An 18,681-nucleotide genomic window follows, 5' to 3' on the forward strand; every position below is an offset into this window, starting at 1 on the left:
GTTTTTCTGTTTTTGCCTGATTTCCAGGTAAGGGCATAGCATATGTTTTATAACGCGGGGGCGTTGCTGTGAACAATTTCTTTGGTAAGGGCAAAAGCAAGAAGGCGCGCAAAGCGTCGAAGCAGAAGCAGAAGCTGCAGCTGGAGGCGCTGGAAAACCGGGTACTGCTTTCCGCGGATCTGGGTATTGTTGCCAGTGATCTGCAGCAACCGGGTAGCGCAGATGTTATTGCCTCAGAACTGCAGCCGGAGGTGGCAGGCAGCGCTGAGTTTGAACCTGAAACCATCGCCGTTGACAGTTCCCTGACCCGCCTGGCTGACACGCTGGTTAAGGCGAACAGTAGTGCCGGGGTAAACGCTGAAGCGCTTCCATCAGGAGACGATACTGCAGAAAATCCGGCGGCCGATGAACCGTCTGATGACTCAGCCCCCGAAGCCGACGCAGCGCAATCGGATGATGCGGATAGTGTCTCGAAGGATGCCGAATCTGCTGACGCCACTGATGTCGCGCTGTCCCCCGCAGCGCTCTATCTGGCACAGCAAGTTCAGGCGAAAGAGATTGTTATTGTTGATGCCAGCGTCCCTCAGATCGAGTCGGTTATCAATGAGCTGTTTAATCGTCCTGAAAGTGATCTGCAGCAGGTAATGAATACGGTCAGTAACGGCGATGTGATGCAGCCGTTGCCAGTGTCTGACGCTGAACAGGACGAGAGTGCTGCAGAAAATCCGGCCAGCCTCATAGGTCTGTCTGTCGACGATCAGGTGCGCTTTAATGCCGGGCGTGAAGTCAAGGTTTTTGTCCTGGATTCTACTCAGGATGGTATCGCTCAGATCAGCTCAATCCTCGACTATTTTGACCAGGTGGCGGCTATTCATCTACTCAGTCATGGTGCAGCAGGTGCCCTGTTTCTGGGGAATGCCCAGCTGAACAGCCAGCAACTGCGGCAGAATCAGCAACAGATTAAACGCTGGGGCAATGCCCTGAGCGCCGATGGTGATCTGCTGTTGTACGGCTGTGATGTGGCCGAGGGTGTTGAGGGGGTTCAGTTTATCGAACAACTGTCTCTGATAACCGGGGCGGATGTTGCGGCATCGGATGATGATACCGGGAATGCCCCGGGTGCCGACTGGGATCTGGAGCAGCACACAGGGCAGATTGAAGCGACGAGCCTGAGCAGTGAGGTAATGCGCGGGGTATTGGCGACAACGCCCACCACCGGTAATGATATTCTGACTAACCCGACCGGGACTATCAAGGGGCTGGCGGGGAATGATACTTATGATTTCAATACGCTGCCTGTCAGTAAAGTGACGGTGTCCGAGGTTAAGAATGAGGGAACCGATACCCTCGATCTGTCCGGTATCAGTGCGAATCTGACTATCACCATCAAAAAAGATCAGGTCGTTGAGGTAAAAAATTCCTCCGGTACGGTGATGATTACCGCCAGTTATATTGAGAATATTATCGGCGGTTCCGGTAATGACACCTTCTATGTGCAGAAAGGGGCGGAGCTGAAAGGCTATCTGGATGGTGGGGCCGGGACGAATACACTGAGTTACACCGATCCCGACGCCGGGCTGATATCAGATAAAAGCTATACCGGAGCGGTGCTGGTTGATTTCGGCAGCAATGCTGATCAGAACGGTAAGGCAACCGCAATCGATAGTTTTGCCCTTGATGGTATGCTTAATATTGATGCCGTGGTTGGCGGCAAAACCACCGATTTCCTTAAAGGGGGCAGTGGTGCCGATGACCTCTCCGGTGGCAAAGGGGATGATGCGTTAAGCGGTAACGCCGGTATCGATACTCTGCGGGGAGATGCCGGGGATGACTGGCTTGACGGTGGCGCGGCGACCGATACTGTTGAAGGTGGCGCAGGCAATGATACCCTGCTGGCGAGTGCTGGTGGCGATGATCTCAGCGGTGGTAGTGGTGATGATATATACCAGTTCAGCGATGCCGCGGACTGGAATGGTACCCGCGTAACTGAAAGCGCCAGTGGCGGAACCGATAGCCTGGATTTCAGCCTTGTCAGTGCCGATCTCACCTTTACCCTGAATGATATGGCGGCGACCGGTGCCACCATCTCGGCCACCGGAAAAACCGTATCGGCGGTGAAACAGGTGGAAAAACTGATCGCCGGCAGTGCGATTAATAACTTCAATTTCCAGAATAGCTGGGCCGATCAACTGCTGATTGAGGCGACGGAGACGGCGACGGTTAATCTAAACTTCAGTGCGGTAACCAGCGATCTTTACTTTACCTTCCGGGCGGACGGTTCCGTCGAAATAGCCGATACGGCTAACCGCAGTGGCGGACACCGGGTGATCGTCGCCAATGCGGATACCATTACCGGTGGAGCAGGCACGAATACCTTTATCTTTGAAAAGGGCGCCAGTTTTAGTGGTGATATTACCGGCGGCGCAGCGACCAATATTATCGACTACAGTCGCTTTGGTGTGGCGATTGACCTGAAAACCAATACCGCACCGCCCGGTATAAGCGGAGTGGTAAGCGGTAGTTTTGAGATCATTGGCAGTGTGAAACAGGATCTGCTGGTGGCTGATGCCGCGGGACAGAGTCTTTCCGGTGGGCGTGGTGATGATTATCTGATCGGAGGTGCTCAGGCAGACACGCTGTCTGGCGGAAGCGGTGATGACACGTTCAGCGGTGGTGCTGGCAGCGACAGCTTTGATGGTGGCAAGGGCGATGACCGTTACTATTTCAGCGATGGCTGGGGCCAGGATAGCGGTATTACTGAAGGGGTTAACGGCGGCGCAGATACGATCAGTTTTGCCGGAATGGATGCCGTTGCGGCGACGGCTGATCTGGCTGCAGTGGATGCGATTCTGGCGGTTACTCAGGATCTGACCTTCAGCTTTGATGCCGGTGCACTGGCGGTAGCGGATACCGCCAGCAACACACTGGCGGTTGCCGCAACCAGTATGCCTTATATTGAGAGTCTGCTGGGCGGTAGCGGTAATAACCGCTATGAGTTCCGCAACAACTGGTGGCAGGGTGGCAGTCGCAGTATCAGTCTGGATGATACCGCGTCGGCTAACGGTACACTGGATTTCTCTGCGGTGACTACCGACCTGAAGTTTGTCATCAGCGATGATAATGGTGTCACTCTGGTGACGGTGACCACAGTGGTCAATGATGTCGTCTATAGCGTCACAGCCCGGGGGGTAGAAAACCTGATTGGCGGCCAGGGCGATAACCAGTACCTTTTTGCCGCGGGTGCCAGTCTGTCGGGCAACCTGACCGGTTTCTCGGCAACCGGCACGGCAACCCTTGATTTCTCTGATTATGATGAAGCGGTGGCAGTCGATCTGACAGCGGCAACCGCCACCGCGGTGGCCGATATCAATCAAAAACTGGTGGGCGGCACGCTGAGCAATATTAACCACCTGACGGGCAGCGACTATGACGATAGCCTCAGCGGTGATGGCGGAGCCAACACGCTGGCGGGTGGGGCTGGTGACGATACCCTGAAAGGGGCTGGTGGTGCCGATATCCTGATCGGAGGAACTGGCAGTGACAGTCTCGAGGGCGGGATCGGTGATGATACCTATCAGGTCGACAGTCAATGGGGCAAGCTGGATATCGGCCTGTCACCGACTCAGACCGATACCATCAGTGACAGTAGTGGCAGTAATACTCTTGATCTGACGGCGATCAGCAAAGATCTGAAGCTGACTTTCAGCGATGATGCAACAAGCGGAACCAATCTATCGATTGCCGTTGCGCTGGGGGGCCCGCTGAGCAATAAAATACAGCTCAATCAGGCCGGCAGCGGCTGGACCATTAATCGCCATAGCAGTGCAGGTGACGATACCGTCATCGTCAACGACGGGGTCACCTTTGATGGCACGCTGAACACCGGCGGCGGCCAGGATCTGCTGGACTATTTTAATGGCAGTGATATCAGCGGTGGTTATAAATCCTCTGTCAGCGTTGATCTGGAAAACGGCACGGCCACCGGTTTCACCGCTGTCTCCGGTATTGAAGATATCTACGGATCATTCAGCGGCGGGGCCGACTCACTCACCGGCGATGCCGGCGATAACCATTTCTATGTTGGCACCTGGGGCGAGCTGGATGGCGACGCCGGCCGTCAGCATAGTATTGATGGTGGCAGTGATGGCAACGATACGGTCAGCTTTATTACCTATGACCAGAGTGATTTTGCGATTGTCGCCGATCTGTCTGCAGGCACCGTAACCCATGAGAAAGCGGATACCACGGTTCAGACCCTGGCGGGGCTGGTGGGGATTGAAAATCTTACCGGTGGTGCTGGTGACGATACGCTGATCGGTGATGCACTGGCCAATATTCTCAACGGTGGCGCAGGAGATGACTCGCTACAGGGCGGCGCCGGCGACGATATCTATGTCTTTGATGCCGGTTTTGGTCTGGACAGTGTTATCGATGCTCTGGATGAGGGAGATGATACGCTGGATTTCTCCGCAGTATCCGCGCCGCTGACGTTTAATAACGGACGTGTGGATGCCACAGAAGTGGATCTGAGCAGTGCGCTGACCCATGCCGTCACCGTCACCGATGGCAGCAACACCCTGACCACCGATTTCAATGTCGAACGTTTTGCCGGGGTTAAAGCCGCAGATACCCTGCAACAGGCCAATGTGACCCTGTCGACGGCGGTGCAGGACGATATCATCAGTGGCCTGGAGGCGCTGAAAGCGGTGGTTGATGGTCTCTCCAGCGGTTACACCGAATTCAGTAACCTGATGCAACTGGATCTGCCCCTGATCGGTACCGCACTGGGCGATCTGCTGAAACATGGCGATGGGACTGTGGTCGACTTCACCACGGTGATCGGAGAGCAACTGCAGATCCGTATCGATGCGCTGAAAACGCTGTTCTGGGGTGATGTGGCGGCCACCGTAAACGATGGCAACAGCAGCAATACTGATACCCTGCTGGCGCTGACTGACAGTGGTGGTAATCCCTTATTCCGGATCAGTGAAAATACCCGGCTGCTGGAGTTCGCCACCACCCTTGATCTGTTCCAGAGCACTGAGTCTCTGGGGCTCGATCTGGGTGGTTCACTGAGTACCATTCCCGGATTGACGGTTGATCTTAATCCGGATGTTACCACCACCGGAACCTTTGATTTTGCTTTTGGCGTGCTCCCGGCGGATCCGGCAGTGCCGGACTCCAATCTGAGTTTCCATGTCGCTGACCCGACCCTGAACCTGACGGTGAGCCTGTCGGACAGTGCTATCAATGCCGGGCTGGATTTTGGCATTATTGCGGCCTCGGTCGCTGACGGTTCACTGGCGATGACGCTGGATCTGGGGCTGACAGCTCAGGGAGACCTGAGTGAGCAGATCCTGCTGGATGCGCTGGATAGCGGTGTGCCTGCGGTGAGTCTCGATTCCCTGTTTGCGCTGAAAACCGGGCCGGCCACCGGTATTACCGCTGAACTGCCGGTGTCTGTGGATGTCTCCGGGCTGGGGATCGATCTGCCGACCCTGCCAACGATTGTACTGACAACGCCTGAGTTTCCAACGTTCCCCAGTCTGGCTGATCTGACCGGCCTGTTTGCCAATCTGGACTGGGAACTGCCTGACCTGAGTGAGCTGCTTGATCTGAGTTCCATCAGTATGGATCAGCTGTTTACGATGTTGCGCAGCGGCCTGAGCTATCTGGTGGATAACTTTGATTTCAGTATGCAGATACCGGGTATCAATCTCTCCTTTGATGATATTTTCAAGAATATTCCCGGCCTGGATCTGGGATTACAGAACTTCCTTGACAACCTGCTGGCGCCGCTGGATAGCTTCGATCTGACGTTGGGACTACAGGGGCTGGCGGACTATCTGAATGCCGAACTGGCTAAGCTGCTGCCGGATTTCCCGGCACTGGCCTTGCCGCAGTTTGATTTCGGCTGGGACGGCTTCAGCCTGGATATCGGCTTCGACTTTGATGTTAATCTGGCCGATCTGCTGGCCGCGATGAGCCTGCCGGAACTGGCTCTGGGGTTTGATTTTGATCTGGCGGATCTGGCGGCGTTCCTCGATCTGCCTGCCGGCTTTGACCCGGCGCAGCTGGGCATTACCATGGCGGCTGACGGAACCCTGCTGGTGGATGCCGATCTGGACATCAACCTGGATCTTGAGTTTGCAGTACAGGAATATGTTAAGGCGGTAGCACTGAATAGCGGCCCGTCCGGTCTGGATATTCAGGATTACGCCTTTATCGGGGATGATACTCAGATCGCCATCGAAGCCCGGGCCGGCGGCGAAAACATTGATGTCGAAGCATCGCTGAGCATCAGCGACTCTCTGCCAGCTATCGGGTTCTGGATCGAAGATGGCAGTGCTATTGTCGAGGCTGCGGCCGCTATTGTGTTGCCCCAGGTCAGCAATGGTCGTTATCAGTTGAGTGGCTTTGATATCGCTGATTTCGACTTCAGTGCCGGGGGTGAAGCGAATATCGATCTGCCGATGTTCCTGGGCACCGGCAGCCTGCCGATGGGAGGTTCGCAGGCGGATCTGAACGGCGACGGTTATGCCGATAATGTGTTACATGCAGGGTTTGATTTTGATCTCAGCGGTCTCTCCGGACAGGAGGTGATCGCTCCCAATTTCGCCGGTTTTAATCTGATCGCCTTCCTCAATGATCCGGCCACTATTCTGGCCGGACTGGAAGGGATGTTTGGCGGTATCAAATCGGTAATGGCTGATCAGTTGGGACAGCTTGGGCTGCCCTTTATTGGCGATGTGCTGAAAGACTCCGGCGCCTTTGTCGATCAGCTGCGCGATAGCATGCTGGGGGTTAAAAGCGGAGGTGTTTATGCCAGCGGTTCGCTGGGAAAATCTCTCGAGGATGCCGCGACCAACGGCGATGATGTGATCAGTCTGATCCGCACCGCGATGTTTAATGAGCTGGGTGATTATCTCCAGGTGGCTGCCACCGATACCGATGGCAATCCGCTGTTTGATGAGCTGGGCAATCTGATGTACCGAGATGTTCTCAGTGCCGATGATATCGGTCTGGAGCTGACTCCGGAAGGCGCGCTGACGTTTAACGTACTGCTGGCCGGTAGTGTGTTTGAGGGGCTGGCCGCCTATCGGGTGAGATACAGCGCGGCTGATCCGACGATTATCGAAAAACGCTATCTGGAAGCACCGATCAACTTCGATCTGTCAGCTCCGGGGCTGGGGCTGAAAACCGGGCCGAATGATAAGATTGAGATCAGTCTGGATTACTTCTTTGGGCTGGGATTTGGTCTTGATCAGAGTGGTTTCTTTCTTGACACCGCTGGTGTCACCGAGGCAGGAGAGGAGTTGGGGCTGACCCTGGATGCCTCCCTTAGTGACGGCACCAGCCTGATGGGAACGCTGGGCTTCCTGCAGATGAGCCTGACCGAAGTTGATGACAGTGATGGGAATTCGGGGCTGCGCGGGAAGATTACCATCGACCTGACCGATAATGACGATGATCGTTGGCGGGTAGGCGAGGCGCTGGAGATGGCTGCCCTGATCTCGGCCGATGCCAATGTCGATCTGTTTGCAACGCTGGATATGGACTTTGGTGGCCAGAGTATCTCCCTGCCGGGAGCCCATACTACCGTCCATTACGATCAGGAACTGGCGAATATTAGCTGGAGTACCGGCAGCAGCTTCAGTGCCAGCTTCTTTGAAGCACCACAGGTGGTGTTGGAAGATGTCACCATCGATGTCGGTGATCTGTTCAGTGGCTTTATCGGTCCGATCGCGCTGGAGCTGGACCCGTTCCTGGGTAAGGATTCCGAGTTACGTCGGGTGATTGATATTCTCACCACCGATGTGGATCTGGGCGTTGCCAAACTCAATCTGCTGGATATCGCCGTAATCGCTATGAATGCCAAGAGTCCGGGCACCGGCGATACCCTGAGAACCACCATTACCGCACTGAAAGCGGTATCTGATTTCATCACTCTGGCGTCGGAAGCGGCCCAGAGTAATACCCCGATTGAAGTGAACTTTGGTACGTTCGAACTGGGCGGAAGTCTGGTTACCTCAGACAGCACTGCCATCGCCACGACGGATTTCAATCAGAAAGGGACCCAACAGAACTCTACCGATGCGGTAAATAACAGCAGCGCTTCGGCGTCACAGAAAAAACTGGTCACCCAGTTGGGTAGTTCTCCCGGCTCGATCATGTTCCCGATTATGTACGACCCGATGACGGCGATCGGATTGCTGCTTGGCAAAGATGTTGATCTGTTTATCTACGATACTCCAGATATCGATTTCCTGGTGGAATATGAGCAGTCCTTCCCGATCTTTACCGGCCTGAATGCGGTCATCAAGGGATCACTGGAAGCTTACAGTGACTTCTTCTTCGGCTTTGATACCACCGGCATCCGTAGCTGGTTTACTAAATTCGAAGCATCGGATTATGATTTTGATGCGGCGGTTGGGAATCTTGGCGATATATTTGATGGTTTCTTTATCGCCGACTGGGCCGTCAGCGATACCGGTGTTCTGCAGGAAAACAATGATATTCCTGAGGTAGTGCTGAACGTGACCTTTGCGGCCGGAGCGGCGTTGGGGATTGGTGGTCTGGTAGAAGCGGGTGTACTGGGGGGGATTGAAGCGCAGATCGGCCTGAACCTGCATGATCTGCCAAAGTCCGGCACCGGGGGAGAGAATCAGCCGCCGGCAATCTATGACGGCAAGATCCGCTTCGATGAGATCGGCACCATTATTCAGCACAACCCCCTCTGTTTGTTTGATATGGAGGGGGCGATCAAAGCGTTCCTGGAAGCCTACCTGTGGGTCGGGGTGAAGGTGTTCGGCTCAAAAATTACTCTGTTTGAGGCGAGTAAGCGTTTTGTCGAGGTCACCCTGGCGACCTTTGAATGGACCTGTCCCGAGTTTCCGGATCCGGAAGTGGCAACCATTCAGAATGGCGTGATGACTCTGGCCTATAAAGACGCTGATGGTAATCGTGCCGCGCAGGAACAGTACACCGTCACCATGGCCGATGTTGATCTGACCAATGACAGTGTGGATAACCCGGTTGCGATGATCATGGTTACCGGTAATGGCCATACCGAGTATTTCGACCCGAATCTGGTGACTAAGATTGTCTCCAGCGGTACCGATGGCCAGGATATTTTCGAAATCGATAGCAGTATTGATGCGGATCTTGAGATCCATGGGGCGGGTGGCGATGATTACATCATTATCACGGGTAAGCAGAATGACAACCGCAGCCGTAAGCTGTTTGGCGAGGATGGCAATGATACCCTGATCGGTACCGATATGGCCGATACTATCGACGGCGGCAGCGGTAACGACAATATCCGTTCAAAGAAAGGGGTCGATATCCTCTATGGCGGCAGCGGTGATGACTTTATCTGGGCCGAAGGGGATAGCGTTGGCACCACCGGACTCACCGCTGGTTTCTCGAACTATATCGATGCCGGAGACGGGGCTGACCGGGTGCTGGGCGGTGATGGTGCGGACAGGATTATTACCGGTGCCGGTGATGACACCATCGATGCCGGTGCTGGCGCCGATAATATCGATAGCGGAGATGGCAACGACTATATCGATGCCGGAACCGGGGCCGATATTATTGTTGCGGGGGCCGGAGACGATGGTCTCAACTGGGAAACCGGAGATGGCGCCGACAGTTTTGCCGGGGGCAGTGGTACCGACGAGATCTTTATGGCCGGCTATCAGATCAATCCCGAGCAGTTTTATGAGACCGATACCAGCAACTACATTGTTGATGATGCTCAGACCGATACGGTGCAGGTGAGTGATGCCGCAGGCAACACTAATATCGCCTGGCAGCACGGTAGTGATGCTGCAGTAACCCTGACCAGCAGCGGTGTCGAAACCCTGAGTCTGGACACTGGCCGGGGAGCCGATGATATTTACGTCGGCAACCTGAAAAATACCCCGACTGACAGTGTTAAGGTCAGTACCGGCACCACCCGGACTCTGGTGACAGAGAGTCGCACCGTTAAGGTTCGAAATGCTGACGGTGATCTGGTGGATGGCAGTGAAACCCAGGACTTCAAGATTCTGCAGGTCAGTGATGATAATGCCATCGATACGGTACACGTAGAGGGGACTGAGAGTGCCGATAACTATCTGGTCAGTACGGTGGAATCGACCGGCATTGACGGTGAAGCACAAACCGCGATCCGCTACGAACAGCTTGATGGGGGCAGCGATGTGGCGGGTAATCCGACCAGCCATGTCATTGTTGATGTTTACGACCTTGAAGCCAGCGACCAGAGCAAGCTGGAAACCCTGGGCGGCGACGACAGCATTGATGCTCAGGGGGTGACTCAGCAACTGGTGTCGGAGCTGTTCCTGGATGGCGGTGCAGATAACGATACGATTGTCGGTTCCAGTCTGGCGGGAACTTCAGATGTGATTGTCGGTGGTACCGGCTCAGACCGGCTGACCGGGGCGGTAGGGGTTGATAAGTTTTACGAGCAGAGCGTGATCGGCGATAGCAATAATGCCGGTGATGTGGATGTGCTGGTGGAGACCCGCGATGCCTACTTTACCCTGAGTGATAATCTGCTGGTGATCGATGATTCCGCTCTGTCGAATCAGTATGGCAATGAAACTGAAATTTTTGCCCAGATTTTCGAAAACGTGGAGCTGACAGGGCTCGACAGTGCCAACCGTTTTGAACTGACCAACTGGTCCGGCGGCGGTATTCTCGACGGTGGAAAAGGGGGGGACAGCTACACCTTAGAACTGGCGCAACTGGCGAATGGACGTCAGTACCTGAATATTAATGATACCGGAGCCAGCGGCACCGATACGCTGCTGTACAGCGGAAGCGCAGGTAAGGACACTATTCAGCTGGATACTGTGTACAAGCGTGATGAAGATGTTGATAAGCGTTTTACCGATAACCGCTGGGACAGCTACGGTGATCATGGAGACGGATTGCTGATCGCTCACTTTGATGCCAGTAACAACTTCACCAAAGTGAACCTGGATGACGAAGATTCACTGATGCAGGTGAATACCGCCAGCCTCTCCGCGGGTAACGATTATCAGGTGGTGAATTACAACTCCGTAGAGGAGGTTACCGTCCATGGGGGGGATGAACAGGATAAGTTCATCTCTGACGGCACCGCCGCGCAGGTTGATGTCTACGGTGATGATGGTGACGATCTGTTTTATGTCGGCTCGGTGCTGAGTACCGATACAGTGCTGGTCGAAGGGCAGGAGGTCACCATCGTGCTGGAGATCACCGATGGTGCTAACGTTAATGGTTCTGCCTTCTTTGGTGGCGAGGGCGATGATTACTTTGAAGTAAACCATAATGCCGCAGATATCGGACTGTATGGTGACAACGGTGATGATACTTTCTTTGTCAAAGCTCTGCTGACACTGGATGATGATGGAGAACTGCTGGATCTTGATAGTGGTACCGCCAGTGTTTCCGGGGTGTCGCAGGGGCAGAACCCCAATGACACCCGGGAAGTGGATGTCGACACTCTGGTGTATGTTGAGAATGCCAACATCGCGATAGATGGTGGTGCAGGTTTTGACTCCGTTGCGCTGGTGGGCACCGTACTGAGTGACACCTTCTATGTCTATGTAGAGCAGGATGCCACCACCGGTGAGACGGTACAACGGATCTATGGTGCCGGTGTCAAACTGCAGAAGCTGCTGAATATCGAACGCTTGCAACTGCTCACCGGTGGTGGTGACGATACGGTTTATCTGTATGGCGTCGATATGGGGCTGATCGGTGATATGGTGGTGAAAACCGGTACCGGCAGCGATACCATTCAGATCGGTGGTCCGGAACAGATCATCGATCTGAACTACCCGAAAAACAGTGATCTGTTTTATTCCGGTGTCGAAGGCTTCGAAGTGGATCAGGATGCTGAGGGCAACTACCTCTACGCCGGCCTGGTCAGTGGTATGCCGTTCTATCGGATCGATGAGGTGGACCGGGTCGTGCCCTTTATAGTGACCAATCCCGCCCGCACTATTCAGGTCACGATGCCTGAGTCTTACGATATCAATGCGTTTGTTTCGCCAGTGCTGATCGATGGTGGCGAAGGCACTAACGACCAGGTTATTGTCAATAACCAGCAGGGTGCCAGTAATATCCGTTTTGCCAATACCGAGTTGCAACGCAAGGAAGTCAGCTTCGATTACAGTCAGTTTGCGCTGAGCAGCGGCGCTACCGATTTTGTCGGCACTATGCTGGCAGACAGCAGCACCAGTGCCGTGGCTCAGGAACTGTTGTCCAGTGCCGCGGGTGATTATATCCGCTTCCAGGATCGCTATTACGATACCGGACTGGTCAGCCAGCTGGCGGGCGATCAACTGAGTCAACTGGTGATTCCTGAAGGGCTCAGCTATTTCAACATCCAGAATACCCTGCAGAGCGACGGATCGATCAGTTATGCCCGGGATGAGCTGATCGATCTGGCGGCCCAGTTTAACCTGACGCTCGACTGGGTCATCGTCAACCATCCTGATCCGACCCGCGCTGATCCCAATGGTGACGGTGATTACAGCGATGGTGAAAAACTCTATGAGTTGAAGGGGATTAAAACCGCGAACGGCGATACGGTGGCGTTTGAGGCCCAGCATAAGGAAACGGTACTGTTTGATATCAGTGGCAATGTTACCGAGTTGAAAGATCTGACCGCCCTGACACTGAAAACCACCTCAGCACTGACGGTCGATTTCTCTGCTGGCGCGGTGACCCAGGTACAGACGGTGCGCGCCGATGCGATGAACACCCTGGGTGTGATCGGCGCAGCTCCGGAACTGCATATGACCGGTATCAATGAGATCACTCTGAATCTGAGTGAACAGGATCCGGTGAATGGTTCGGTGCTTGAGATCGATAACAACTTACTGGGGTCTGCGGCCACCCTTTCCCTGAACGACAAGCTGCTGGTGCAGGGGGGCAGTGAGCGTGACGATATCCGTATTCTGCAGACCGCTGCAGAGGTTGTGGTACATGGTAATGCTGGCGATGATCAGATTACCGTAGGCAACAATGGTCGCATGGATCAGATCGCTGATCAGGTGTACCTGTTTGGTGATGCGGGTGCAGACTCGATCATTCTTGACCGTGAACAGGACGCCAGCGATGCCGATGTCACTATCGATAAAAACCTGCTGCAACACAGCAGCGGTTTTGAACAGCTGAGCCGCATCACCAGTGCCCTTAGCCTGGATAATATCACCACGGCGGAAAACCAGCTGTTGGAAGATAACCTGAAAGCCGCTTCTCTGAGTTACGGTGATGCGGCCTTTGCGGTGAGTTACAGTGATCTGGATACCGCTGCCAGCAAGATTGCCGAAGATGCGTTAACACAGCTGTTAGCCGTCACTCAGGCTGCAAAAACTGAACTGGCCACCTCGGTGGGCGATGCCGCCGATACCCTGCGTCTGAACGATCAGCAACTGCTGGAAAATCAGGTCAAGCTGTATACCCGGGCCCGATATTACGAGGATAACAGCACCGATGATGCAATACTGGATAAGCTGACCGCGCTGGGGCTGCAAGCACAGTTTACCGTGACCTATACCTATAATATTCTGGGTATCAATTTTGGTCCGTTTACCGCGACCAGTGTCAACGGCAGTCTCCAGGCGGGCTTTAATGCCGCCGAGGAGTGGCTGCGAACCTTTGGCTCTAAAGTCTCCATCAGCGATAGCGATGGCAATCCGCAAACGATCAATCTGGATGCTGCTGGCAACCGCAGTGCGCTGCAGCAGCTGCTTGAAGACAGCAATGGTAACAGCGATATCTACAGTCTGATCAATGATGCCATCAATAAAAATCGCCAGACGGTGTTTACCGCCAGCGAAAGTGACGGCAGCTGGCTGGATGTTGATTTTAAACTGGAGCTGGTATCCACCTCGGTGCATCAGTCCAATGACAACAAAGTGCGGGCCTACGCCAAGATCTACGATACTCTGGTCAATGACTACATCGGTACCCGGCAGATCTACTCAGACCTGTTGCTGGACCGGGGCTTGAGCAGCTCGCAGATCAACACGCTGTATAACACCTACAGCAGCAGTACCGCGATTCAGGGTTTTAATATCAATGACCCACTGGCGGGAGGCAAAGCCTATTACAGCAGTGATCTGGTAGGTTCTGTCGATGCGGTCAGTATCGATCTGTCGGCCGATATCCTTGCCCATCGCAGTGCCACAGTACAGACCCAGCTTAATAATATGGATCTGACGATCAGCAACAGTTTTGCTGATCAGTATGATGATAAGTTTGATGCCCTGATTGCGAAGATTCAGAGCGCACTGAGCAACGGTGATTACGCTCAGTCCACCCTGAGCGCCATCAGTGACGATCTGGCGGCCCTGATCAGCGATACCAACCCCTATTCCGGTAGTGGGCTGTCCGCCGACAAGCAGATGGTACTGGCGCCGGTGTATAACCTGTTGCTGGGGAACACGGAAAATGGTCTGAGTGGTTTGCTCAGTGCTGCGGTGTCGCTGCGCGCGGCGATGGCCGGCACCGACTTTACCGCGATCCAGAATGCTGCCGCAGCAGCGGCCCAGTACAGTGACTATGAGGCACTTTACCAGACCGCTAACTATGCGCAGGCACAGAGTGCCTACAGCCAGGCGTCGGCGCTGATCGATAGCTATCTGATCTACACCGCAGGGCAGCCGGATATGGAAAATCTGCCGGCGACCGTGACCGACGTCCTCAGGCAGATCAAGATACTAGACCGGGCGGCTACCCGCTTTGATGCGTTTGTTGATGCCCTCAACGGCGGATTTGACTTCAATGCCTTCCGCAGCAGCTATCTGGCCAATCAACTGGCGGTGCAGAAGTTTGTTGCCGACCATCCTGAGTATGTTGGCTATCTGCAGTCTGAAGCCCGTTACGAGGCGATGACCGGTTCCCTGACTCAGGATGCCAGCGATACTATCACGCTGGCGGCTCTGAATGAGCAGCAGTATAACCTGCTGCTGGCTGCCCGGGATCAGGCGGTGACGGATTACAACAGCCTGGTAACCTATCTGCAGAGTGCCTACACGGTGACCCTGAACTACTGGTGGTTTAGTCGTACCATTCAGCTCGACTACACGGTTGATTTCCGCTATGTCCAGCAGAAGGCACTGGTTGAACGACTCAATACCCAGCTGGCACAGGCCCAGAGTTACTACAGCGACAGCGATAGCCAGATTAATCGTCTCAACAGTCTGCTGAGTGGCTACCAGGGCACTGAGACAACGCTGGAGGGCAAGATAGCGGCACTGGGCACCCAGTATGAGCAGCAGAAAGATGAGCTGAATGCTCAGTATCTGGTATTGAAAGAGCTGAGTAGTTTTGCCGTTGAAGTGATTAAAGCGCGGGGGCCGAATCAGAATATCGATGGTTTTGCCGATGATAGCAGCCTGATTTCGGAGATGATCAGTTTCTACGACGAGTACAGTATTATCGATGAGGATGCGACCCGGGATCCGATCGATATCAGTCAGTTCCTGACCGAGATTCGTGATGATCAGGGTAATCTGGTTCGCAGTACCACCCAGAGTTCGGTGATCTTCAAGGAGGATAGCCGCGACTATGCAGCGGTGACCTCCGTTAGTGGGATGGCGGTTGGGGATGCCGCTGTTCATGTTGGCTTCGACGATGTTGAGACGCTGACAGTGAAAACCGGCGCGGGTAACGATACCGTTCAGGTGCTGGATACTCTGGGACAATCGACGGCCGAGGTTTATGTGCAGACGGGCGGTGGCAATGATGAGATCACTGTCAGCGATGAAAACAACACTACAGACGGGATTGTTTCGCAGCTGCTGGTGGACGCCGGAAGCGGCAGTAATCGCCTGCATATCAATGATATAGCGGAAAGTAGTGGTGAGCAGATCGCCATGAACAACAGTGAGCGGGCGGGATATACCTCAGTGACCGGCATCGCCACCGGGCAGATTCATTACCGTGGCAGTTATGGGCAGGGGGTGATTATGCAGGCGGGCAACGGCAATGATGATATTAGCATCGATGGTGTTATTGCTGATGCGCCAACCACTATCCTGGCAGGAGGCGGTGACGATGATATCACCGTGACGGCCAACACCACCCGCAGTGGCACCGACAATACAACCCTGACGCTGCACGGAGAACTGGGCGAGGACCGGATCGATGCAACCGCATCTGGGTTTGCCGTCACCGTACAGGGTAATCAGGGGGCTGATAGTATCTACGGTTCGGTGTTTGATGATGACCTTGCCGGTAATGCCGGGGACGATCTGATTATCGCCGGACTAGGGGCCGATCTGGTCAGTGGAGACTCCGGTGATGACATCATTTTTGGTGATCTCGGCGAGGTGTTCCTGGCTGACGGAGTCACAGTCTGGGATAGCCGGATTGCGCGTAACCAACTGACGAAAATTGAAACGCCGGTTACAGGTGCTGCAGCCGACACCATCGAGGGCGGCAGCGATAATGACATCATCATTGGTGGAGCAGGCGGGGACCTGATCAGCGATAGCGGTGGTAATGATCTGGTGATCGGTGATTATGGGGTTGTCACCTATCTGGCCGGAATGGCACTGGCGGTGGCGAGTCGTGTCAGCAATGACGGGGATGGCGATACCATTACCCTGTTGGCCGGGGATAATATCGTACTGGGTGGTTATGGTGGAGATACCATTACTACCGCCAATGGTAACGATATAGTGATGGGGGATAATGGTCAGTTGGATTATCTGAGTGGCATTGTTAACCGCATATCAACCACTGATACTGCTGAAACAACCGGAGGAATCGATACAATCGAAGCCGGTGACGGCGATAACCGGGTGTTTGGCGGTACCCATGGGGACGATATTGACTCCGGTACCGGCAACAGTATTCTGATGGGGGACAACGGTTTTGTTCAGCTGAACAGCACTGGTGATCAGTTGGTTGAGGTGGTCAGTGAACTCAGTACACTGGGTGGCAATGATGATATCAACGCCAGGGGGGGCAATAACCTGGCATTTGGCAGTGTTGGCGACGACCGCATCGAAACCGGTGCCGGGGATGATGTGATCTTTGGTGATAACGGCGAACCTGTCTATGTCAATGGGCAGGCGGTTAGTTATCACACCACTGATACCAGCGAGGCTACTTCCGGTAATGATACCCTTATCAGTGGAGCCGGGGTTGATCTGATTTTTGGTGGTCTGGGTGATGACACCATAGAGGGGGGCGCGGGCAACGATAATATTATTGGTGATCTGGGGCAGGCGGATTTCACCACTGGTGACAGTGATCCAACCACGATAGATCAGGTGTTCAGTTTCCGCTCAGATATTGGTGGCGACGATGAGATCTATGGCGGTGACGATAGCGATGTCATTATCGGTGGCGCTAAGGCTGATGCTCTCTACGGTGAAGGTGGCGATGACTTTATTTCCGGTGACGGTGGTCTGGCGATCTTCCAGAACAGTCGGTTGATCAGCGCAGAAGCATCTGAGCTGTTTATCGGTGGTGATGATCTCCTTAATGGCGGCCCCGGTAATGACCTGATGTTCGGTGGCTTCGGCAGTGATCTGTTCTATGGCAACCTGTCAGAAGATCTGATTATTGGTGAGTATGGCCGGGCGCTGATTAGCAGCTCCAGTGGTGGTTTCCAGTCCGGTGTGTCTGCTATCCGCTTTGGACAGGGTAAGCTTGATATTATTGCCAGCACTCAGTTCAGTCTTTACAGTGACCGATTGAGTGAAACGGGTTATCAGCCGTTGCAAAAACTGGCACCGGCGGTGGCGCCGTTTATACCGCTTCGTTTTGAAGGTTCAGAGGGTGATACCGATCTCTATTCAGAAACCAAGACCCGCCATCATGGCAGCAGAACTGCAGCGCATGGATCTGATCAACAACAGTCGCCTGGTGATGATGAGGATAACATCTGCCTTGATAACCAGGGGCAGAGTGTCGATTGCCCGGTAGAAGAACCGGCAACAGAGCAACCGGCGAATGCAACGCAACAGCCTGAGGCACCGCAAGGCCAGCCAGAGGCGGGCCAGGGGAGTGAAGATAACTCTGCCAATAACCGCCATGGGGCCGGGCATGAAACGGAGCAACAGACAACGGATTTCCGGAGCATTGAGACCGATACGGTTGCCGCGATTGCGGCACTGGCTGGCTGGAAGCTGGCCCGTGGTGAGCGCAGTCAAAGCGGCAGACTGGCTGAGAAAGGTTTCAGCCAGTTACGGCATCAGCAACGCCGGGTAAAACGCTGGGATGAAGCATCACAGCGTTTTATTGCAGCAGAAACGATTAGCTCTGCAGCCGGGAATGACTGGTTACAGGCTTTAAAAAGTAATACCAAACACTAAACGTAAGGAACTGTTATGGCAGAGCAAGACAACAAGGTACAGGGCCCAACTATTCGCTGGGATGATTCTAAAATGAAAAGTACCTACGCTAATGTTTGCAATGTTTCCAGCACCCGTGAAGAGATCACTTTGCTATTCGGTCTCAACCAGGCGTGGAATGCGCAACAGAAGCAACTGACCATCGAACTGTCTGACCGCATTATATTGAATCCCTATGCGGCAAAACGGATGGCGGACCTGCTGAACAATGTACTGTCGAAGTATGAACAACGTTTCGGCGAGATCGGACAGGGCAGTCCGGAAGCTGCGGAAGCGGTTAATCCTGAAAGCCACTAACACTGAGTGTTAT

General features: G+C 54.1%; 2 protein-coding genes. Both read left to right on the forward strand.

Translation table 11 applies throughout. From position 1 onward, the window contains the following. Positions 1-68: 68 nt before the first annotated feature. On the forward strand, positions 69-18,332 hold the full coding sequence (locus JW499_RS05590; protein ID WP_205209683.1) for a DUF4347 domain-containing protein: 18,264 nt from the start codon (positions 69-71) through the stop codon (positions 18,330-18,332). Between the two features lie 15 nt (positions 18,333-18,347). Next, on the forward strand, positions 18,348-18,668 hold the full coding sequence (locus tag JW499_RS05595) for a DUF3467 domain-containing protein (protein WP_205209684.1): 321 nt from the start codon (positions 18,348-18,350) through the stop codon (positions 18,666-18,668). The last annotated feature ends 13 nt before the right edge of the window (positions 18,669-18,681 follow it).

The organism is Amphritea pacifica (assembly GCF_016924145.1).
Classification (GTDB): domain Bacteria; phylum Pseudomonadota; class Gammaproteobacteria; order Pseudomonadales; family Balneatricaceae; genus Amphritea; species Amphritea pacifica.

Excerpts from the sequence above, each read along its gene's own strand:
- JW499_RS05595 (WP_205209684.1), top strand. The coding sequence starts at position 18,348 with ATGGCAGAGCAAGACAACAAGGTACAGGGCCCAACTATTCGCTGGGAT.